At 71.4% G+C, this 18,811-nt stretch carries 16 protein-coding genes; 10 read left to right on the forward strand and 6 right to left on the reverse strand.

What is annotated here, in order from left to right; all coding sequences use genetic code 11:
* The first annotated feature begins 94 nt into the window (after nucleotides 1-94).
* Together ACJ8AN_RS15880 and ACJ8AN_RS15885 are read left to right on the forward strand one after the other, a co-directional pair.
* Nucleotides 95-2,578, forward strand: a complete 2,484-nt coding sequence (locus ACJ8AN_RS15880; RefSeq protein WP_407756199.1) for a PAS domain S-box protein — start codon at nucleotides 95-97, stop codon at nucleotides 2,576-2,578.
* Between the two features lie 104 nt (nucleotides 2,579-2,682).
* The gene (locus ACJ8AN_RS15885) at nucleotides 2,683-5,538 is read left to right on the forward strand and encodes a PAS domain S-box protein (protein ID WP_407756200.1); all 2,856 of its coding nucleotides are present in this window, start codon (nucleotides 2,683-2,685) and stop codon (nucleotides 5,536-5,538) included.
* A 28-nt stretch (nucleotides 5,539-5,566) separates the two neighbouring features.
* On the opposite strand, the gene ACJ8AN_RS15890 is transcribed toward ACJ8AN_RS15885, so the two are convergent.
* Nucleotides 5,567-6,826 (reverse strand): serine hydrolase domain-containing protein, encoded by a 1,260-nt coding sequence (locus tag ACJ8AN_RS15890; RefSeq protein WP_407756201.1) that lies wholly within the window; start codon nucleotides 6,824-6,826, stop codon nucleotides 5,567-5,569.
* A 131-nt stretch (nucleotides 6,827-6,957) separates the two neighbouring features.
* Between ACJ8AN_RS15890 and ACJ8AN_RS15895 the strand changes: the two genes are divergently transcribed.
* The gene (locus ACJ8AN_RS15895) at nucleotides 6,958-7,530 is read left to right on the forward strand and encodes a hypothetical protein (protein ID WP_407756202.1); all 573 of its coding nucleotides are present in this window, start codon (nucleotides 6,958-6,960) and stop codon (nucleotides 7,528-7,530) included.
* Nucleotides 7,527-7,895 (forward strand): hypothetical protein, encoded by a 369-nt coding sequence (locus ACJ8AN_RS15900; protein ID WP_407756203.1) that lies wholly within the window; start codon nucleotides 7,527-7,529, stop codon nucleotides 7,893-7,895. The genes ACJ8AN_RS15895 and ACJ8AN_RS15900 overlap by 4 nt, the downstream gene beginning before the upstream one ends.
* A gap of 15 nt (nucleotides 7,896-7,910) precedes the next feature.
* On the opposite strand, the gene ACJ8AN_RS15905 is transcribed toward ACJ8AN_RS15900, so the two are convergent.
* Nucleotides 7,911-9,626 (reverse strand): NAD-dependent malic enzyme, encoded by a 1,716-nt coding sequence (locus tag ACJ8AN_RS15905; protein WP_407756204.1) that lies wholly within the window; start codon nucleotides 9,624-9,626, stop codon nucleotides 7,911-7,913.
* A gap of 204 nt (nucleotides 9,627-9,830) precedes the next feature.
* Between ACJ8AN_RS15905 and ACJ8AN_RS15910 the strand changes: the two genes are divergently transcribed.
* Entirely contained in the window at nucleotides 9,831-10,388 is a 558-nt protein-coding gene (locus ACJ8AN_RS15910) for a DUF2378 family protein (RefSeq protein ID WP_407756205.1), read from the forward strand.
* Nucleotides 10,389-10,403: 15 nt separating this feature from the next.
* On the opposite strand, the gene ACJ8AN_RS15915 is transcribed toward ACJ8AN_RS15910, so the two are convergent.
* From ACJ8AN_RS15915 to ACJ8AN_RS15925, 3 genes are all read right to left on the reverse strand, one after another.
* Nucleotides 10,404-11,111 (reverse strand): 2OG-Fe(II) oxygenase, encoded by a 708-nt coding sequence (locus ACJ8AN_RS15915; RefSeq protein ID WP_407756206.1) that lies wholly within the window; start codon nucleotides 11,109-11,111, stop codon nucleotides 10,404-10,406.
* A 36-nt stretch (nucleotides 11,112-11,147) separates the two neighbouring features.
* A complete protein-coding gene (locus ACJ8AN_RS15920) occupies nucleotides 11,148-11,612 on the reverse strand; it encodes an FKBP-type peptidyl-prolyl cis-trans isomerase (protein WP_407756207.1) in 465 nt (154 codons plus the stop codon).
* 67 nt (nucleotides 11,613-11,679) lie between these two features.
* Nucleotides 11,680-12,471 carry a hypothetical protein gene (locus ACJ8AN_RS15925; protein ID WP_407756208.1) on the reverse strand — a complete coding sequence of 264 codons (792 nt, stop codon included), beginning with the start codon at nucleotides 12,469-12,471 and terminating at the stop codon, nucleotides 11,680-11,682.
* A gap of 233 nt (nucleotides 12,472-12,704) precedes the next feature.
* Between ACJ8AN_RS15925 and ACJ8AN_RS15930 the strand changes: the two genes are divergently transcribed.
* The 4 genes from ACJ8AN_RS15930 (at nucleotide 12,705) to ACJ8AN_RS15945 (ending at nucleotide 17,489) form a co-directional block, all read left to right on the forward strand.
* Entirely contained in the window at nucleotides 12,705-13,958 is a 1,254-nt protein-coding gene (locus tag ACJ8AN_RS15930) for a phospholipase D-like domain-containing protein (RefSeq protein ID WP_407756209.1), read from the forward strand.
* Nucleotides 13,959-14,045: 87 nt separating this feature from the next.
* Nucleotides 14,046-14,954 carry an energy transducer TonB gene (locus ACJ8AN_RS15935; protein WP_407756210.1) on the forward strand — a complete coding sequence of 303 codons (909 nt, stop codon included), beginning with the start codon at nucleotides 14,046-14,048 and terminating at the stop codon, nucleotides 14,952-14,954.
* A 173-nt stretch (nucleotides 14,955-15,127) separates the two neighbouring features.
* Entirely contained in the window at nucleotides 15,128-15,970 is an 843-nt protein-coding gene (locus ACJ8AN_RS15940) for a sterol desaturase family protein (RefSeq protein ID WP_407756211.1), read from the forward strand.
* A 268-nt stretch (nucleotides 15,971-16,238) separates the two neighbouring features.
* The gene (locus tag ACJ8AN_RS15945) at nucleotides 16,239-17,489 is read left to right on the forward strand and encodes an esterase/lipase family protein (RefSeq protein ID WP_407756212.1); all 1,251 of its coding nucleotides are present in this window, start codon (nucleotides 16,239-16,241) and stop codon (nucleotides 17,487-17,489) included.
* A 9-nt stretch (nucleotides 17,490-17,498) separates the two neighbouring features.
* Here the strand turns inward: ACJ8AN_RS15945 and ACJ8AN_RS15950 are convergent, their stop codons facing one another.
* Nucleotides 17,499-17,834 carry a ubiquitin carboxyl-terminal hydrolase 14 gene (locus tag ACJ8AN_RS15950; RefSeq protein ID WP_407756213.1) on the reverse strand — a complete coding sequence of 112 codons (336 nt, stop codon included), beginning with the start codon at nucleotides 17,832-17,834 and terminating at the stop codon, nucleotides 17,499-17,501.
* 243 nt (nucleotides 17,835-18,077) lie between these two features.
* Between ACJ8AN_RS15950 and ACJ8AN_RS15955 the strand changes: the two genes are divergently transcribed.
* A complete protein-coding gene (locus tag ACJ8AN_RS15955; RefSeq protein WP_407756214.1) occupies nucleotides 18,078-18,689 on the forward strand; it encodes a DUF2378 family protein in 612 nt (203 codons plus the stop codon).
* Nucleotides 18,690-18,811: the final 122 nt, after the last annotated feature.

The raw sequence follows: 18,811 nt of genomic DNA on the forward strand, positions 1-18,811 counted from the left end.
AATCCGCCTGCTGCCGCCTGCGTCCCCCCCAGGCGAATAGGGAGCCCTCATCGTGTCGAGCCACGCCTCTTCTCCACGACGGGGGCCCTCAGGAATGCCGATCCTCACCCCGCGTGTGGAGGGGCGGGTGCTGGTGGTGGATGACACCGAGGCCAAGCGCTACCTCATCGCGAAGACGCTGAGCCTGGCGGGCATGGAGGTGATGGAGGCCTCGGACGGTCAGGCGGCGCTCGCGGCGGTGGCGGCGCAACCGGACGTGGTGGTGCTGGACGTACGGCTGCCGGACATGAACGGCTTCGACGTGTGCCGCCGGCTCAAGCGCAACCCGGCCACGGCCGCCATCCCCGTCCTCTACATCTCCGCCCTGCTGCGCGACGAGGAGCTGGAGGAGCGGCTCTTCGAGGACGGCGCGGACGGCTACATCCCCCAGCCGATAGAGCCCAAGCACCTGGTGGCGCAGACGTGGGCCCTGGTGCGCATGCGCCGGGCGGAGCAGGCCCGCCAGCGCGAGCGCGAGGAGGCCCTGGCCGAGCAGCAGCGGCTGCAGCGTGAGTTGGCGAGGTCGCAGGCGCGCGCGCGGCGGCTCACCGAGTCCGGCATGGTGGGCATCCTCTACTGGGACCTGGACGGCTCCATCCTCGGGGCCAACGACACCTTCCTCTCCATGGTGGGCTACTCGCGCGAGGAGCTGGAGCGGGGCCTCATCGACTGGCGGACGATGACGCCCCCGGAGTGGGACGCGGTGGACGCCCGGGCCCTCGAGGAGCTGCGCACCCGGGGCGTCAGCGAGCTGTTCGAGAAGCAGTACCTGCGCAAGGACGGCACGCCGGTGGACGTGATGCTGGGGGTCGCCGCGTTCGACGGCGAGCCCCACCGCGGCGTGACGATGGTGGTGGACCTCACCGAGCGGCGGCGGATGGAGCGCCGGCTCGAGATCCTCATGGCGGAGCTGGAGTCGAGCCAGGCGCGGTTGCAGCTGGCGCTCGACGCGGCCGAGCTCGGCACGTGGAGCTACGAGCTGGCCACCAGGGAGCACCACTGGGACGCGCGCGCCCGGGAGCTGCTCGGGTTGTCCGCCGAGACGCCCATGAACGCGGAGGTGTGGCGGGCGGCGGCGCACCCGGAGGACCGGGAGTGGGTGGAGGCGGCGGTGCGGGCCGCGTTGACCGGCGAGCACGGCGGCTTCTTCTCGGCCGAGTACCGGGTGGTGGGGCTCCAGGATGGGGTGCTGCGCTGGCTCTCCGCGCGGGGCCGCGTCCTCTTCGGGGCGGACGGGCGGCCCTGCGGCTTCTCGGGCACGTGGCTGGACATCACCGAGCGCAAGCTCAACGAGCAGCGCGCCGAGGAGCTCCAGGCCACCACCGCCGCCTTCGCGCACGCGCTCACCCCCCAGCAGGTGGCCGACGCGCTGGTGGAGCACGGGCTCAAGTCGATGGACGCCTACGCGGGCGCCCTCAGCCTGGTGGACGGCGGGTACATGCGGGTGCTCAGCCACTTCGGCTACCCGCCCAACATCTCCCGGGACTACGGCCTCGTGTCGCTCACCCATGACACGCCCTCCACCCGGGCGGTGCGCGAGGGCCAGACGTACTGGCTGCAGGCCTCCGACGCCCTGGAGCGCGACTGGCCCGAGTTCGCCCGCACCATCCAGGGCAGCCGCAGCCGCACCTGGCTGAGCACGCCCCTCAAGGACGGGGACAGGGTGGTGGGCGTGCTGGGGTTGAGCTTCGCCTCGCTGCGCACCTTCAGCCCACGGGACAGGGCCCACCTGGAGTCGCTCTGCCAGCTGTGCGCCCAGGCGCTGGCGCGCGCCCTGCTCTTCGAGGAGGAGCGCCGGGCCAAGGACGAGGCACGGCAGCGCGCCGAGCTGGAGCAGCGCTTCCTCGGCGTGGTGAGCCACGACTTGCGCAATCCCCTGCAGGCCATCTCCCTGGGGGCGCGCACGCTGCAGCGTCTGGAGAGGCCCACCACCCCGGAGGCGCTGCTGCGCACGGCGGGGCGCATCGCCAACAGCGCGGACACCATGGGGAAGATGGTGTCGGACCTGTTGGACTTCACGCGCGGGCGGCTGGGCGGAGGCATTCCGCTGGAGCGCTCGCGCAACGACCTGGTGCTGCTGTGCCGCGAGGTCATCGACGAGTTCTCGGTGACGCACCCCACCCAGGGCATCCGCCTGGTGGGAGACGTGCGCTGCGAGGGGCAGTGGGACGGGCCGCGCCTGCGCCAGGTGCTCTCCAACCTGCTGTCCAACGCGCTGAGGCACGCGCGCGCGGGGACGGAGGTGCACGTGGAGGTGAGCGGCGCGCCGGACGAGGTGGCGGTGTCGGTGTCCAACGCGGGCCCGCCCATTCCGTCCGAGCTGGTGCCGGTGCTCTTCGAGCCCTTCCGGCGGGGCATGTCGACGTTCCGGCCCTCGGGGAGCCTGGGACTGGGGCTCTACATCGTGCGCCAGGTGGTGGAGGGGCACGGAGGCCGGGTGGAGGTGAGCACCGGCGAGGAGGGCACCACCTTCACCGTGCACGTGTCCCGGGAGGACGCGTTGCCTTCCGCGGTGAGGGCCGCCGCGCCGGGCCCGTGAGGTGCTCGACAGCCGGGCCCGGGAGTGCCAGGACGGGCCTCGGCGTTTGCTGACAAGTAGTCTTCGCGCACGCCGTCCCTCGAGGCGAGCAGGGAGTCCGCATCGTGTCGAGCAGCAGCAGCCCCACCCCGTCCGCCCCCGTCTCCACCCCCCGCATCGAGGGCCGGGTGCTGGTGGTGGATGACATCGAGGCCAAGCGCTACTTCGTCGTCAAGGCGCTGCGCATGGCGGGCATGGAGGTGCTGGAGGCGGCGAGCGGCCAGGAGGCGTTGACGGCGGCGGCCCTGAAGCCGGACGTGGTGGTGCTGGACGTGCGGCTGCCGGACATGAGCGGCTTCGACGTGTGCCGCCGGCTCAAGGAGGACCCGGCCACCGCCGCCATCCCCATCCTCTACATCTCCGCCCTGCTGCGCGACGAGGAGCTGGAGGCGCGGCTCTTCGAGGACGGCGCGGATGGCTACATCCCCCAGCCGATAGAGCCCAAGCACCTGGTGGCGCAGACGTGGGCCCTGGTGCGCATGCGCCGCGGAGAGCTGGCCCGCCAGCGCGAGCGCGAGGAGTCCCAGGTCGAGCAGGAGCGGCTGCAGCGCGAGCTGGAGCGCTCCCTGGTGCGCGCGCGGCGGCTCACCGAGTCCGGCATGGTGGGCATCTTCCACTGGGACCTGGACGGCTCCATCCTCGAGGCCAACGACACCTTCCTCTCCATGGTGGGCCACACCCGCGAGGAGCTGGAGCGCGGGGAGCTCGACTGGCGGAGGATGACGCCTTCGGAGTGGCAGGAGCAGGACCATCGCGACATGGCGTCCGTGCTCCAGGAGGGCGAGTCGGGGCTGGTGGAGAAGCAGTACCTGCGCAAGGACGGCTCGCGGATGGATGTGATTCGCGGCGGCGCGTTGTTCGAGGGCGAGTCCCGCCGGGGCGTGACGGTGGTGTTGGACATCTCCGCGCGCCGCCGGGCCGAGCGCGAGCTCGAGCGCCTCATGGCCGAGCGCGAGTCCCAGCAGCGGCTGCTCGAGGCCGTGTTGCGGCAGATGCCCACGGGGGTGCTCATCGCCGAGGCGCCCTCGGGACGCACGCTGCTCACCAACGAGCGGCTCACCTCCCTCATCGGTTCCTCCGTGAAGGACTCGGTGGCGGAGTTCCGCGCGGACCTCGCCCAGCACCCGGACGGCCGGCCCTACCAGTTGGAGGAGCTGCCCCTGTCGCGCTGCCTGAGCGAGGGCCAGGAGGTGACGGAGGAGCTGCTCGTGCGCCGCGACGATGGCACCACCCGGCTCACCCGGGCGTGCGCCGCGCCCGTGCGCGATGCGCAGGGGGCCCTCGTCGCCAGCGTGCTCACGGTGGAGGACATCACCGAGCAGACGGCCACCCAGGAGTCGCTGCGCGGGAGCGAGGAGCGGCTGCGCCTGGCGCTGGAGTCCGCCGCGCTCGGGGTGTGGAGCTACGACCCGGCCACGCGCGCGCTGGAGTGGGACGCGCGCACCCGGGAGCTGTTCGGCGTGCCACCCGGCGTCCCCGTGAGCCCCGAGCGGTGGATGGAGGCAGTGCACCCGGAGGAGCGCGAGCGGGTGGGGGAGCTGGCCCGGAGCGCGTTGTCCCGCCAGGACGGCGACGTCTATGAAGCCGAGTACCGCGCGGTGAGGCTCGAGGATGGGGTGCTGCGGTGGGTGGCCTCGAGGGGCCGGGTGTGCACCGGCGCGGATGGGCGGCTGCGCCTGTTGGGCACCGTGCTGGACATCACCGAGAGCAAGCTGGCCGAGCGGCATGCCGAGGCCCTCCAGGCGACCACGGCCGTCTTCGCCCACGCGCTCACGCCCAGGCAGGTGGCGGACGCGCTGGTGGAGCACGGGCTGAAGTCCCTGGAGGCCTGCGCGGGCGCCGTCAGCCTGGTGGTGGGCGAGGAGTTGGTGGTGCTCGGGGCCAGCGGGTACGGCGAGGAGGTGCTGAGCGAGAGCCAGTCCCTGCCGCTGCGGGCGCTGACGCCTCCCACGGAGGTGGCGCGCACGGGGCGCGCGGTGTGGATTGAGTCCCTCGAGGCCTTCGCGCGGGGCTGGCCGCGGGCCGCGGCGTGGGCCCGGGGCAGCCGCAGCCGCTCCTGGGGCACGCTGCCCCTGAAGGCCGGAGAGCGGGTGGTGGGGGTGCTGGCGTTGAGCTTCGCCACGCCGCGCCGCTTCAGCGCCCAGGAGAAGGCGCACCTGGAGTCGCTCTGCGGGTTGGGCGCCCAGGCCCTCGAGCGGGCCCGGCTCTACGAGGAGACGCGGCAGCGCTCCGAGCTGGAGCAGCAGTTCATCGGCGTGGTGAGCCACGACTTGCGCAATCCCCTGCAGGCCATCTCCCTGGGGGCGCGCACGCTGCAGCGCCTGGAGCGGCCCAGTCCGGAAGCGCTGCTGCGCATGACGGGGCGCATCGCCAACAGCGCGGACCTCATGGGGAAGATGGTGTCGGACCTGCTGGACTTCACGCGCGGGCGGCTGGGCGGAGGCATTCCGCTGGAGCGCTCGGCGAACGAGCTGATGCGGCTGTGCCGCGAGGTCATCGACGAGTTCTCGGTGACGCACCCGAGCAGCGACCTCGAGCTGGAGGGGGAGGGTGTCTTCGAGGGGTGGTGGGACGGGCCGCGCCTGCGCCAGGTGCTCTCCAACCTGCTGTCCAACGCGCTCAGGCACGCGCGGGAGGGCACGGCGGTGCGGGTGCGGGTGAGCGGCACGCCGGAGGAGGTGGCGGTGTCGGTGTCCAACGCGGGAGCGCCCATCCCGGCCGAGCTGGTGCCGGTGCTCTTCGAGCCCTTCCGGCGGGGCATGTCGACGTTCCGGCCCTCGGGGAGCCTGGGGCTGGGGCTCTACATCGTGCGCCAGGTGGTGGAGGGGCACGGAGGCCGGGTGGAGGTGGGCACCGGCGAGGAGGGCACCACCTTCACCGTGCACGTGCCGCGCGGCAGCGGGCCCGGCGCGAGGAAGTGAAGGCGGGCCCCCGCGGGGAGGCGGGCGCTCAGGCCGCGCGCGCGGCGGAGGAGGGCAGGCGCGCGAGGGCGCGGTAGACGGACTCGCGCAGGGCGAGGGCGCGCGGGTCGTTCATGAGGTGGAAGCCCGCGCGGTTCATCACGTAGCCGAAGCCCACCTGGGCCTCGGGGTCCGCGAAGCCGAGCGAGCCGCCCGCGCCCGAGGTGCCGAAGGCGCGCGGGTTGGGGCCGAAGCTGAGCGTGGGGCAGTGGCGCGTGTAGCCGAGCGAGAAGGCCGTGTGCGCCTTGAGGACGACGTCCTTGGTGCCGCGGGAGGGGAGGACGGGGGGCGCGGTGAGGGCGGCGAGCGTGGCGGGGGTGAGGCCCAGCTCCGCGCCGCCGGTGGCGAGCGCACCGTAGGCGCGGGCGATGGCGCGCGCGTTGCCGATGCCGCCGGAGGCGGGCAGCTCGAGGGCGTGGAACTCGGGGCGGTCGAAGTCGGAGAGCTGGCGCGAGCGGGGGTTGCCGAGCGCGCGCGCGGTGAGTGAGCCGCTCCAGAGGAAGGAGAGAATCATCTCCCAGGGCAGCGAGTGCTCGTGTTTGAGCACGTGGAGGGAGGGGAGGGCCTGGAGCCGGGCGATGCGCGAGGCGGGCACGTCGCGGGGCAGGCCGATGTGGAAGTCGAGGCCGAGCGGGGTGGCGACCTCGTCCTGGAAGAAGCGCCCGAGGGAGCGGTGCCGGGGGTCGACGCGGCGGATGAGCTCGCCGAGGTACCAGCCGATGGTGAAGGAGTGGTAGCCGTGGCGGGTGCCGGGTTCCCAGGCGGGCTTCTGGCGGGCGAGCACGCGCGCGAGGGCGTCGAGGTCGGCGAGCTTCTGGGCATCCATGTCCTCGTCGAGCGCGGGGAGGCCGGCCTGGTGGGCGAGGAGCTGGCGCACGGTGATGCGGGCCTTGCCGGCCTGGGCGAACTCGGGCCAGTAGGAGGCGATGGGGGCCTCGTAGTCGAGCCAACCTCGGGAGTGGGCCACGGCGGCGGTGAGGGCGGCCATGCCCTTGGTGGTGGAGAAGACGAGGGTGCAGGTGTCCTGCTGCCAGGGCTCGCGGGTGCGGGCGTCCTTCCAGCCGGCCCAGAGGTCCACGACCTTGTGCCCGCGGTGGTAGACGGTGCACGCGGCGCCGAGCTCCTGGCGCTCGGAGAAGTTGCGGCGGAACGCCTCGTGGACCTCCTCGAAGCCGGGGCTGACGGTGCCGTGGAGGACGACGTCCGCGCCGGGACTGGCGCCATACGGAGAGGTGCGCGGAGAGCTCATGGTGGGGGACCTCGGCGGCGGTAACGGGCTCTCGGCAGGAGTAGAGGGCGGGCGGAGAAGCGTCAAGCGGCGTGACCGGACAGGTTGGCAACCTATCGACAAGGGATTACCTTTGCGGTAGGGTGATTCGTATGCGTTATGACCGAATGGTGGTCGCCTATCACGGATGTGATGCGGGCGTGGCCGAGCGGCTTCTCGGTGGGGCGTCGCTCGAACCCAGCCAGAATGCATACGACTGGCTGGGAGAGGGCATCTACTTCTGGGAGTACGGCGAGGACCGTGCGCTCCAGTTCGCCCAGGAGCAGGTGGAGCGGGGCAGGGTCCGGACTCCGGCCTACGTGGGGGCGTTGATTCAGCTCGGCGACTGCTTCGACTTGCTGGACACCCGTTTCACCAGCGAACTGGCGGCGGCCTACGTGCCGTGGATGGAGAGCCAGCCGCCCGAGAAACTGCCATTGCCGCGGAACGCCGGGCCGGCACCCGACTACAAACTCCGCTATCGGGATCGCGCGGTGCTCGATTGGTACCTGGAGTTCCTCGAGCAGGAAGAGGGGCGGCGCTACGACACCGTGCGCTGCGGATTCCTCGAGGGGGAGCCGGTCTTCCCGGGCTCAGGGATTCTCAAGCAGACCCACATTCAACTGACGGTACGCAACCCGAGCTGCATCGTCGGGGTCTTCCGTCCCAACGTGGAGAGGTCATGAGCAGACATTCCATCAGCAAGGAGCGCCGGCTGCGCACCATCACCACCCTGCCGCCTGATCCCGACGCGGAAGCGCGCGAGAGGAGCCTGGCCAGGCTCAGGAGCATGACGAAGCGCGAGTTCTTCGAGTCCCTCGTGCACGCCGGCATCTACACGCCCGAGGGTAAGCTCACCCAGAAGTACGCCGGGGCCTGCGACCTGTATCCCGTGCTGACCGACGAGCAGATGGGGAAGGTTCCCCCGAAGAAGCTCGTCCGGAAGACGGCCCCCAAGACAGCGCCCCGGCGGACCTCGGCGAAGACGGCCGCGCGCGAGTCCACCGGGGCCACGCGCCGGAAGACCGTGAAGAAGGCCTCCCGGCGCTAACTCACCGCCTGCGGCTCACGTCCCCGGCGCGCGCTTGAGCGGGAGGAACTCGGGCCGCCACATCTCCGCCTCGAGCAGGCCCTCGAGATCCTCGGGCAGCTTGCGCATGGCGACTTCCTCCTTCACCGCCTGGCGCATCACGGCGATGCACACCTGCCGGCTCGCCGCGCGCAGCCGGTCCATGCGCGGGTAGAGCGCGCCCTGTGCCAGCCGAGCCCCGTCCGTGTAGTCCGCCAGCGCCAGCGACGCCGCCGTCAGCATGCCGTCCGTCACCCGCTTCGCCCGCGTCAGCAGCACGCCCAGCCCCAGTCCCGGGAAGATGAAGGCGTTGTTGCCCTGTCCCACCGGGTGCGGCGCCCCGTCCCACTCCACGTCCTCGAAGGGGCTGCCCGTGGCCACCAGCGCCTTGCCCTGCGTCCACTTGTAGATGTCCGCCGGCACCGCCTCGCTGTTCGCCGTCGGGTTGCTCAGCGCGAACACCACCGGGTACGGCGTGTTCGCCGCCACCGCCTTCACCACGTCCTCGCCAAAGGCCCCGCGCTGGCCGCTCAGGCCCAGCAGCACCGTCACCTTCGCCTCGCGCACCGTCTCCAGCAGGCTCGGAATGCCGCCCTGCGGCTTCCACCCCGCCACGCGCGAGGGCTCGTGCGCGAACTCCAGCTTGTACGGCTCCAGCCCCTTGCGGTCCTTGAGGATGAGGCCCTTGGAGTCGATGAGGTAGATGCGCTCGCGCGCCTCCTTCGTGCTCATCCCCTCGCGCTCCATGCCGCGCACAATCTGCCGCGCCACGCCCACGCCGCCGGCGCCCGCGCCGTGCACCACGTACACCTGCTGCCCGAGCGTCGTCTGGCTGCGCCGCGTGGCCGACAGCAGGCCCGCGAGCACCACCGCGCCCGTGCCCTGCACGTCGTCGTTGAGCGAGGGCAGCACGTCCCGGTACCTGTCCAGCACGTCGAAGGCCTTCTGCTTGCTGAAGTCCTCCCACTGCACCAGCACGTTGGGGAAGCGCTTCTTGAGGGCCGTCACGAAGGTGTGGATGAAGTCGTCGTACTCCTTGCCCTCCATGCGCGGGCGCTTCACGCCCAGGTAGAGCGGGTCATCCAACAGCTCCTTGCGGTTGGTGCCCACGTCCAGCTCCACCGGCAGCGTCACCGCCGGGTCGATTCCCGCCGCGGCCGTGTACAGCGACAGCTTGCCGATGCAGATGGCCAGGCCGCCGAAGCCCTGGTCGCCAATGCCCAGAATGCCCTCGTTGTCCGTGGCCACAATCAGCTGCACGTCCGGGAAGGGCGTGTTGGCGAGCATCGCGTCGATGTCGCCGATGTTCTCCGGGCTCACCACCAGGCCGCGCGGGTAGCGGTAGATGCGGCTGAACTGCTCCACCGCCTGCGCCACCACGGGGGTGTAGATGATGGGCATCATCTCCTCGATGTGCCGGTTGAGCAGGGCGTAGAAGAGCACCTCGCTGCGGTCTTGCAGGGCGCGCAGGAAGACGTGCTTCTCCAGGTCCGAGCGGAAGGAGCGGAAGTTGGCGTAGGAGCGCTCGATCTGCTCGTCCAGCGTGGAGACGTGCGTGGGCAGCAGGCCCAGCAGGCCAAACTCGCGCCGCTCCTCGAGCGTGAAGGAGGTGACCTTGTTGAGCAGGGGCAGGCGGGTGAGCACCAGCCCCGACAGGTGCGTCTCCAGGTAGGGGCGGCCGTTCGCGTCGAGCTTCTTCTCGTACTGTTTCATGGGGGGAACTTCATGTCTGTGAGGGAGGGACGAACCCTTAACGGCTCGGCCGTCGCCTCAACAAGGCCCCTGTCCGGGCGGGCATAAGTGCCGGTTCGGGTCTCCCATGCATCCTCGGTACGACGCTCCGGGCTGGCGCGTCGCGTCAAACACCCGGCGGCAGCCCCTCCCACTCCCCGAGTCACCGTGCTAGGTGAACGCCGCATGTCGCATCCGCCACTCATCTTCAATCACACGCTCCAGGGACTCTTCGCGCGCACCTTCCACGAGGGGGTGCCCGCGGAGCTCAAGGCGCAGCTGCGCTCGGTGGGGGTGGACCTGGACAAGCAGCTGCTGCCCGCCTACCCGGTGCAGACGTGGTGCCGGTGCGTGGAGCTCAGCGCCCCGGTGGCCTTCCCGCGCGAGCGCCGCGAAATGGCCTGGCGCAAGCTGGGCGAGCGGATGATTGATGGCTACCAGGACTCGATGATTGGCAGCGCCATGTTCTCCATGCTGAAGCTGCTCGGGCCCAAGCGGACGCTGCAGCGCGCGCAGAAGAACTTCCGCACCGGCAACAACTACTCCGAGGTGCGCATCACCGAGGTGGGCCCCACGGTGATGGACCTGTGGTTCAACGAGACGGACGAGCCGCTGCGCCACTTCACCTCGGGCCTGGTGCTCGCGGGCCTGCGCGCCAGCGGCACCGAGCAGCCCCAGGTGGACATCATCGACAAGGACTCCAAGGGCTTCACCGTGCGCGCCTCGTGGAAGCCCAAGGCCTGAGCCCGTCTCCGGGCCTCACTTTTGCGCGGGGCCGCCGTACATCGTCTCGGCGCGGTGGAACATCACCCACGAGGTGATGATGTACTTGTCGCCGGACGTGGGCGTGTTGCCGCGGTGGGTATGGGTGAAGCCGGCGGGGAAGATGAGCAGCCGGCCCGCCTTCGATTGGACCTTCTTCTCCTGGTAGAAGAACTCGGTCTCGCCGCCCCCGGTGACGTCGTTGAGGTAGAACTGGAAGGCCAGCACGCGGTGCAGCGGCTCGCAGGTGGCGTCCTTCGGGTACACCTCCGAGTGCCAGTGCGGATAGCCCCCCGAGCCCCGGAGGTACTTCTGCACCTGGAGGTTGCCGTAGCGGTAGAGCGTGCCGATGAGCCGGTCGATGTTCGGGTCGCCAATCTCCGCGAAGTTCTCCCGCGTGAGCGTCACCACCGCGCCCGTCTTCGGGTGCTTGAGCGCGAGCGAGACGGCGCCCACGAGCGTGTAGAGGTACTTGCGCAGGTAGCTCTTGAGCGGGGGGAAGGCCGCGTCCAGCAGGCGCCGCAGCAGGGCGTCGTACTCGGGGTGCTGGTTGAGGACGAGGTCGTAGCTGTCCTTCTTGGTGAGGTCGACGCCGCCCCCGGTCTGGCCCCGGTACTGGTGGGGGCTCTGCTCGAAGAGCTGGATGACCTCCTGGCACATGCGCGGTGACAGGACGTTGTCGTAGACCTCGATGAAGTCGGTCATGGGGGAGTTCCCGGTGGGCAGTCGCGGCGGAGGGCCTCAGCGGACGCTGATGAGCTCCACGTCGAAGATGAGCACCGAGTTGGGCGGGATGGTGCCGAGATCCCTGTCGCCGTAGCCGAGCTCGGAGGGGATGACGAGCCGGCGCTGGCCGCCCACCCGCATGCCGGCGACGCCCTCGTCCCAGCCCTGAATCACCTCGCCCTGGCCGAGCGTGAAGGAGAAGGTCTGTCCGGTGGTGCGGCTGGTGTCGAAGAGCATCCCGTTGGGGAGCCAGCCCGAGTAGTGCATCTGGAGCTTGCGGCCGGGGGTGGCCTCGGCGCCGGTGCCCACCACCAGGTCCTGCGTGTAGAGGCCCGAGTCGCTGCGGTCCATCGCGTTGAGGTCCACGCCCAGCGACTCCGCGTACGTCACCTGGGTGGGGTCTCCCGAGCTGGAGCTCGAGCCGCAGGCGGAGGTGAGGAGCAGCAGGCTGGTGCACAGCAGCAGCGGGAGTCGTTTCATCGCGGAGGGCCTCTGGGGGGTGGGTAGGGAGTGGGAACCTACCAAGGGTGGGGCGCCTCCTGGGGGTTCAACGCGGGTCGCGCGGGCCTCCGCCCGCCCACTGGTACCCCACGGTGGCGCCCGAGCCGATGAAGCCCAGGGCGATGGCCTTGCGGAACCACATGAGCTTGCTGCGGTTGCCTACCACTTCCTCCAGCAGTCCGTGCACCGCCACGCCCAGCAACATGCCCACGGCCGCGCCGCCCAGCGCGCCGAGGTAGGCGCTGCCCCGGTCCTGGCTGCCGTGGAAGGCCAGCTCGCCCAGGCCCCAGGTGCCCAGGGCCGCGATGGGGGGCGTGAGCGCCAGGCCCACGCCGAAGCTCGCCACGTCCAGCTCCGTCCACCGTCCGCCCGCCTCCGCTGGTTGCAGGAAGAGCAGTCCCCCGGGCAGCGAGCCCGCGAGGCTCCCGGCCGCCGTCTCCGCCGCCGTCACCCACAGCCGCTCTCCGCCCAGGCGGCTCGCGCCGTACACGCCTCCGAGCGGCACCAGCGAGAACGTGCCGTATGCCATCCAGGCGCCAGGGGAGACAGGAGCGTCCGCCATCAGGGCCGCGGCGCGGCTCGCGTTGGGGCGGGCCGGGTCGACGCGCGGGCTGTCCGAGTGGTTCGTCTTGGGCGCCGGCTCGACGGGGATGGACGGGAACTCGACGCCCCCGGCGGGCAGCAGGGCGAGCGCCGCGGGGAGGCCCCGGGCCCGGGCCGCCCAGGGCGCCTCGGGTACGCCGGTGAAGGGACGCGCGAGGGCCAGCGGCGAGCCGAGCAGCACCGCGAGGAACACGGCGGATGTCAGGGTGGACAGCGGGGAAGCGGGCAGGCGCATGGTGTCCCAGACGAGGCCCCTGGTGCCGCCGCCCCGGCCCGGAGTGCTCGGACAGAAGGGGCGCCGCGGCGGGCCCGTGCGGCCCAGAGGGATGGGGCCGCCCTCTCGCTTCGTCCACCCGTCCACCCCGGCCGCCGCGTCCCACCCGACAGAGGGGGTCCTCCCCTGTCCACCCGTGGACGGAGCGTGCCCCCGCCCGGGCCGCCACGGGCGGGCGTGAGCAGCTTGCGCGCGTGAACCTCCGTTGGCCGCTGCTGCTGCTCGCCCTCGTGCTGGCGGGCTGTCCCCTGCCCAATGAGCGCCTCGCGCTGCGCATCCGCGACGACGTGCCGGAATCGCACGAGGGCCTGTCGCTCGCCTGGTACCAGGCGCTGGGCGTGGAGCTGGAGCCGGGCAACCAGGTGGAGCTCGTCCACAACGGCCATGTCTTCGACGTGCTCGAGCAGGAGATTCGCGCCGCGCGCTCCAGCATCCACATCGGCGTCTACATCTGGCGCCCGGGAGACCCCTCGGACCGGCTCATCAAGGCCCTGCGCGAGCGCCACCCCGGCGTGGCCTGCCGCATCCTGGTGGACCCGTTGGGCAGCATCCGCTTCGAGGACGACGTGGGGCCGCAGTTGGTGGCGGCCGGCTGCGAGGTGCGCGTCTTCCGCCCGCTGCAGGGCGCCATCTCCGAGCTGAACATGAAGCGCTTCCAGGCGCGGCTGCACCGTAAAATCGCCGTGCGCGATGGCGTGTCCGGGCTCACCGGCGGCTGGGGCATCTGGAAGAGCTGGGAGGGCAACGGGCAGAAGCCGGACGAGTGGCGCGACGCCAACATCTGGGTGCAAGGGCCGGCGGTGCGCGGGATGCAGCTCGCGTTCGCGCAGAACTGGCAGGAGGCCGGTGGCGGCCTGCTCCCGCCCGAGGCCTTCCCGGACGTCATCCCCTCCCCGGGCGAGGCGCGCGCCGGCTTCGTGCGGCACACGGGCGCGCCGGTGCTCACCAACGCCGAGCGCATGGCGCTGCTGGCCATCGCCTCGGCGAAGAAGCGGCTGTGGATAGCCAACTCGTACTTCATCCCCACCGGGGCCATGCAGGACATGCTCATCGCCAAGGCGAAGGCGGGCGTGGACGTGCGGGTGCTCACGCCGGGGCGCCACCACGACATCCCCCCGGTGCACGAGGGCCAGCGCGCCACCTACGCGCGGCTGCTGGAGAACGGGGTGCGCATCTGGGAGTACGAGGTGTCGATGATGCACTCCAAGACGCTGCTGGTGGATGACCGGCTGTCGGTGGTGGGCTCGACGAACCTGGACCCCCTGGCGCTCAGCGCCGAGGAGGGCTCGCTGGTGGTGGACGACACGACGCTGGCCGCGCGGCTCGCCCAGGACTTCGAGCAGGACATGAGCCACTCGGTTGAAATCCGCTGGGACTCGTGGCGGCGGCGCGGCCTCATCAAGCGGCTGTCCGAGCGGGTGACGGTGCTCTTCGGCAAGTACCTCTGAGGCCTGGCGGTGCCTGGCGGGCCGCTCGCCCTGGGCCGTGGGGGCCGGTTGATGGCCGGAGCGCCATGACATACAGGCACGGAGGAGATGACGCCGGGAGCCCGCGACAGAGCCACGCAGCGCGATGCCTCGCGAGGGCCCGGGCGCTCCGTGTCCCGCGTCGGCCTGGCCCTGGGCGCCTCGGTGGTGCTGCACGCGCTCGGGGCCGTGGCGCTGTGGTGCGGTGCGTTGGCACCGGAGCCGCGGCCGGAGCGCGCCCCTCCGGCGCGGGCGTTGCTCGATGTGGAGCTCGTCTGGCGTGAGGCCGCGAGGACTGGAGGCCCCGGGCACGTGGAGCCGCTCGTGCCCGTCCGTCCGCCGCCCGAGCGGGTGCCGCGTTCGTCCCCGGTGGGGCCGGTTCGTGCGCGCGGGCCGGCCACTCCCGAGACAGGCGAGCAGACGTTGGCCACACGCGCGGAGCGGGTGGAGCCCCCACCCGAAGTCCGGGCGGAGGCCCCTGCCGCTCCTTCAGAGCCCGAGACGCCGGGAGCCACACCGGGCGCGGAGGGACTGGTGGCGACGGCTCCAGCAACCCCTGGGGGTGGAGGGGGAGGCGCGCCGGGCGGAGGAGGCCTGGTGGGGGAGGGGCGGGGCGCGGGCCCCTCGGGAGCGGGGGCCCCGGGAGGAGGCGCGCCAGAGGGGGGAGTGGACGCGGAGCTGAGGGCGTACGGCGAGCGGCTCTCGCGGCACATCACGCGGCAGCGGCGCTACCCGGCGCAGGCGATGCGGCTCGGCCTGGAGGGCACCGCGCTGGTCCGCATACGTATCAACCGTGACGGCTCGCTGGGGGCGCCGCCCCGGCTCGAGGGCTCCTCGCGCTTCCGGGTGCTGGACGCCGAGGCCCTGCGCATGGTGGAGGCGGCCGCGCCCTTCTCCCCCCTGCCCGCGGCGCTGAGCCGGGACTCGGCCGAGCTCGTCATCCCGGTGCGCTTCTTCCTCCGTGAAGGGGCGGGGTGAGCGCGGGACCCCGGAGGGTAGGGAGCGGCCACGTGAGAAGCATTCGAGCAGGGGACGGGGGTGATGGTCTCGCGGCCCGTGCGTTCACCCGCTAAGCTGGTGCCTTCGACAGGGAGGCTTCACGGAAAGGCCGGTTCAGGTGCTTCCCGTGTGCGTCACCGCGGGAGGGCGGTATGGACGGCATCAATACGCTCAACGGAATCCTGGCGATGTACCAGGAGGAGCGGTTCTTCCTCATCGCCGTCTGCTCCACGCTGTTGAGCATCACCGCGTTCCTGGCGTTCGCACTGCCATGGACGTGGGTGGCCTACAAGAATCCGGAGTCGCTGAAGAAGTACCGGGTGCAGGGCCGGGACTTCCCGGTGAAGCGCTGGCTGATGCCGTCGCTGGGGCGCTTCACCTTCAACAACCTGCTGTCCTTCATGAGCGTGCTGCTCTCGTGGCCGCTGCTGCGCCTGTCGGGCATCCACGCGGGGGAGCTGCCGGCCTGGTACGTCATCGTCGGGCAGGTGCTCTTCTTCATCGTCCTGGACGACTTCCTCTACTACTGGATGCACCGGACGCTGCACACGCCGTGGCTCTACAAGCACGTGCACTCGGTGCACCACCGCATCACGACGCCCTTCGCGCTCACGGGCAATTACATGCACGCCGTCGAGTTCATGTTGACCTCGACGCTGGTGATGACGGGCCCCTCGCTGGTGGGGGCGCACGTGGTGACGCTGTGGGCGTGGATTGTCTTCCGGCAGCTCGAGGCGGCGGATGGGCACTCGGGTTACGACGTGCCGTGGAACCCGGCGCTGCTGGTGCCCTTCTACAAGGGGCCGGCGTACCACGACTTCCACCACCGGCGTTTCTTCGGCAACTACGCGGGCTTCTTCGCGTACCTGGACAAGGTGTTCGGCGGCACGTACTCGAAGGGGTACGAGGAGTACCGCCGGGCGAAGCAGCCGCAGCTGGAGCCCGAGCCGCAGCCCCAGGCGGAGCCACGGGCCCAGGTGGAGCCGAGGCCGTAGCCGCGGATCCGTGGATGCCCCCTCGCCCTCCGGGAGAGGGCTGGGGTGAGGGTATCCGTCCCCGTACTCAGGTCCCCTGAATCAGGGCGCGGAGAGTGCGTCGTGCTCGACCCGGACGGCAACCGCCTCGAGCTCACCGTCTGAGTGTGGAGGGTCGGACGCCGCATGGGACCGGGGTGTGATTGTCTCGGGAGGCCTCGTCCTCTTAGCTGGCGCCGTTGACCCCGCCTCCCCGCGCCGGGGAGCGACTCCAGTTGAGGTGGTCCCGATGAACCGTCATCTCGTGCTCGTCCCAGGCTTCGGCGGGTTCGATGCCCTCGGCACCCTGCGCTACTACGAGGGTGTCACCGGTGTGCTGGAGCGCATGCCGCTCGTGCTGCACTACTTCCCCAACCTGCCCACCGCGAGCGTGCGCACCCGCGCCGAGCAGCTCCTCTCCTTCCTCAACGAGCGCTGGCGCCGCAAGGAGATCCGCCCGGGCGATGAAATCCACCTCGTGGGCCACTCCACGGGCGGGCTCGACCTGCGCCAGCTGCTGCTGCGCTACCGGGAGCTGGAGCGCGCCCCGGGCCCGCGCAAGGAGGAGTCCGCGCTGGAGGTGCTCGGCCGCATCCGCTCGGTGCAATTCCTCTCCACGCCCCAGCGTGGCACCAACCTCGTGTGCAGGCTGAACCACCCGCTGGCGCGCACGCTGCTCCTCCGTCCCCTGCTGCGCGCCTGCTACGAGAGCGTGCGCGGGCTGCGCGAGCGCGGCACCTCGGAGAGCGCCCGGCTGTTGCGTCTCCTCCTGCTGCGCGGCCGGCGCGTGGAGTCGGACAACTGGATTGATGCCCTGCTGGACACGGCGCAGGGCTGCTACTCGCGCGAGGGCGCGTACCCGAGCGCGCTGGCCCGCGCCTCCTACTTCGAGCTGCTGCGCTGGCTGCTGCACATGGCCAGCGACTCCTCGGCGCTGAGCGACCTGAGCCCCACGCGCCTGGGCGACGCGCCCCCGAGCCCCGCGCACGAGGACGACCCGGAGGGCGAGCGGCGCTTCCTCGACGAGCACGGCATCCGCTACGCCTCCATCGTCACCGTGGCGCAGCCGCGCTCGGGGCGGTGGTTGGACCTGTTCAACCGGCTCCACGCCTTCACCGCCGAGTCCCCGGTGCCGCGGCTGGGCCAGCCCCAGGGAGTGCGGAAGCTGCTGGAGCCGGGCTCGGTGCGCATGCTCTCGCTGGCGGACAACGACGGGCTCGTCAACACGCTCTCGCAGGTGTGGCCCGACGCGGCCTCGTGCTCCCTCGTGGACGCGGACCACGCGGACGTCATCGGCCACTTCCAGGCGGACACCGGCGGGGACACGCACGGCGCCTTCAAGCGCTACGACTTGCTCAACTCCGCCTCGGACTTCGACGCGCCGGCGTTCACCGCGCTGTGGACGCGCATCGCCGGCTTCGCGCAGGGGCGTGCCTACCACGAGGCCAGCGCCCCGCCGCACGCCTCACGGGGGGCCACCGGGAGCGAGAGCCACCCCTGAAGAAGGCACTCAGGCGGGCGGGGGGTGGGCCGCACGGCCGGAGGGGATGCGGGAGCGCAGCTCCTCCCCGTCGATCATCACCTCGTCCACGTAGCACCAGGCCCAGTCCTCGCCCGGCTCGAAGGAGCGGACCACGGGGTGGCTGGTGACGTGGAAGTGCTTCGTCGCGTGGTGGTTGGGGGACGAGTCACAGCAGCCCACGTGGCCGCACTCCAGGCACAGGCGCAGGTGCACCCAGCGGCCGCCGATGCGCAGACAGTCCTCGCACCCGGCCGTGGTGCTCGGGCGCACCTCGCGCAGGGACTTCAGGTGGGTGCAGCCCGAGGTATCGCCAGAGGTATCCATGGTGACGGCTCCTCTCTCTCTGGCTCTTCAAGTTACGCACCCCGGGCCCCGTCCCCGGCGGTGGCTCGGAGGGCATGCGATCAGCCGCTCCTCCCCGGCAGCCGGGAAGGGCGTCCGCCACTGAACAGCGCGGGGCTCCCGGCGGCGCATGCAACGTTGGCCAGTCATCACCGGATTGCCCCGCTGATCCCCCGTGGGCTGGGGAAACGAAGACTCCATTCCCAATTTTCCCATGTGACTGTCATGGGAGCGTGGAGCATGCAGGGGCTCGGGGAAACACGGGAGCTGGGGGTCAGGCGGCCGTCGGCGACCCAGCGGCGGTTGGTGTTCGAGCACACCGTCGAAGGGCTCTACCGCTTCTCGTTGCGCACCCGGCTGTCGTCGCAGGCCTGGCAGGCGCTGCGCGGGGTGGGCATCGACCTGTCCAAGCCGCTGCTGCCGGCCTACTCGTACGAGACGTGGCGGCGGGGGCTGGAAATCACCGTGGCGGACCTCTACCCGGTGTTGCCGCGCGAGGAGGCGTGGCGCCTGCTGGGGCGCGAGGTGGTCAACGGCATGGTGCACACGCTGATGGGCAAGGCGATGGTGGGGGTGGCGCGGCTGCTGGGGCCGCTGCGCTCGCTGCGCCGGCTGAACAACACCCTGCGCAGCGCGGACAACTACGTGGAGTCGCGCCTCACGGAGCTCTCGCCCACGGCGTGCGAGGTGTGGCTCAACGAGGTGATGGACCAGCCGGCGTACTACCAGGGGGTGCTGGAGGCGAGCGTGGCGCTGGCGGGGGCCCAGCGGGTGCGCACGCGGGTGGTGGCGCGGGAGGGGGCGGGCGCCCGGCTTCACGTGGAGTGGGAGGAGTAGCGCCGCCGGGCGTGAGGTGAACTCTACCCACGTGGGTAGTAGGGGACTCGGCGAGCGGATGTTTCCGCAAGAGGGGGGCTCGCACCACTCTGCGGGGCTCGCCGGGTTTCAGGCATACTCGG

The organism is Archangium sp. (genome assembly GCF_045802675.1).
Classification (GTDB): Bacteria; Myxococcota; Myxococcia; order Myxococcales; family Myxococcaceae; genus Archangium.

Excerpts from the sequence above, each read along its gene's own strand:
- ACJ8AN_RS15890 (WP_407756201.1), bottom strand. The coding sequence starts at position 6,826 with ATGAGCTCTCCGCGCACCTCTCCGTATGGCGCCAGTCCCGGCGCGGAC.
- ACJ8AN_RS15925 (WP_407756208.1), bottom strand. The coding sequence starts at position 12,471 with ATGCGCCTGCCCGCTTCCCCGCTGTCCACCCTGACATCCGCCGTGTTC.
- ACJ8AN_RS15940 (WP_407756211.1), top strand. The coding sequence starts at position 15,128 with ATGGACGGCATCAATACGCTCAACGGAATCCTGGCGATGTACCAGGAG.
- ACJ8AN_RS15895 (WP_407756202.1), top strand. The coding sequence starts at position 6,958 with ATGCGTTATGACCGAATGGTGGTCGCCTATCACGGATGTGATGCGGGC.
- ACJ8AN_RS15950 (WP_407756213.1), bottom strand. The coding sequence starts at position 17,834 with ATGGATACCTCTGGCGATACCTCGGGCTGCACCCACCTGAAGTCCCTG.
- ACJ8AN_RS15920 (WP_407756207.1), bottom strand. The coding sequence starts at position 11,612 with ATGAAACGACTCCCGCTGCTGCTGTGCACCAGCCTGCTGCTCCTCACC.
- ACJ8AN_RS15935 (WP_407756210.1), top strand. The coding sequence starts at position 14,046 with ATGACGCCGGGAGCCCGCGACAGAGCCACGCAGCGCGATGCCTCGCGA.
- ACJ8AN_RS15900 (WP_407756203.1), top strand. The coding sequence starts at position 7,527 with ATGAGCAGACATTCCATCAGCAAGGAGCGCCGGCTGCGCACCATCACC.
- ACJ8AN_RS15915 (WP_407756206.1), bottom strand. The coding sequence starts at position 11,111 with ATGACCGACTTCATCGAGGTCTACGACAACGTCCTGTCACCGCGCATG.
- ACJ8AN_RS15910 (WP_407756205.1), top strand. The coding sequence starts at position 9,831 with ATGTCGCATCCGCCACTCATCTTCAATCACACGCTCCAGGGACTCTTC.
- ACJ8AN_RS15945 (WP_407756212.1), top strand. The coding sequence starts at position 16,239 with ATGAACCGTCATCTCGTGCTCGTCCCAGGCTTCGGCGGGTTCGATGCC.
- ACJ8AN_RS15955 (WP_407756214.1), top strand. The coding sequence starts at position 18,078 with ATGGGAGCGTGGAGCATGCAGGGGCTCGGGGAAACACGGGAGCTGGGG.
- ACJ8AN_RS15905 (WP_407756204.1), bottom strand. The coding sequence starts at position 9,626 with ATGAAACAGTACGAGAAGAAGCTCGACGCGAACGGCCGCCCCTACCTG.
- ACJ8AN_RS15880 (WP_407756199.1), top strand. The coding sequence starts at position 95 with ATGCCGATCCTCACCCCGCGTGTGGAGGGGCGGGTGCTGGTGGTGGAT.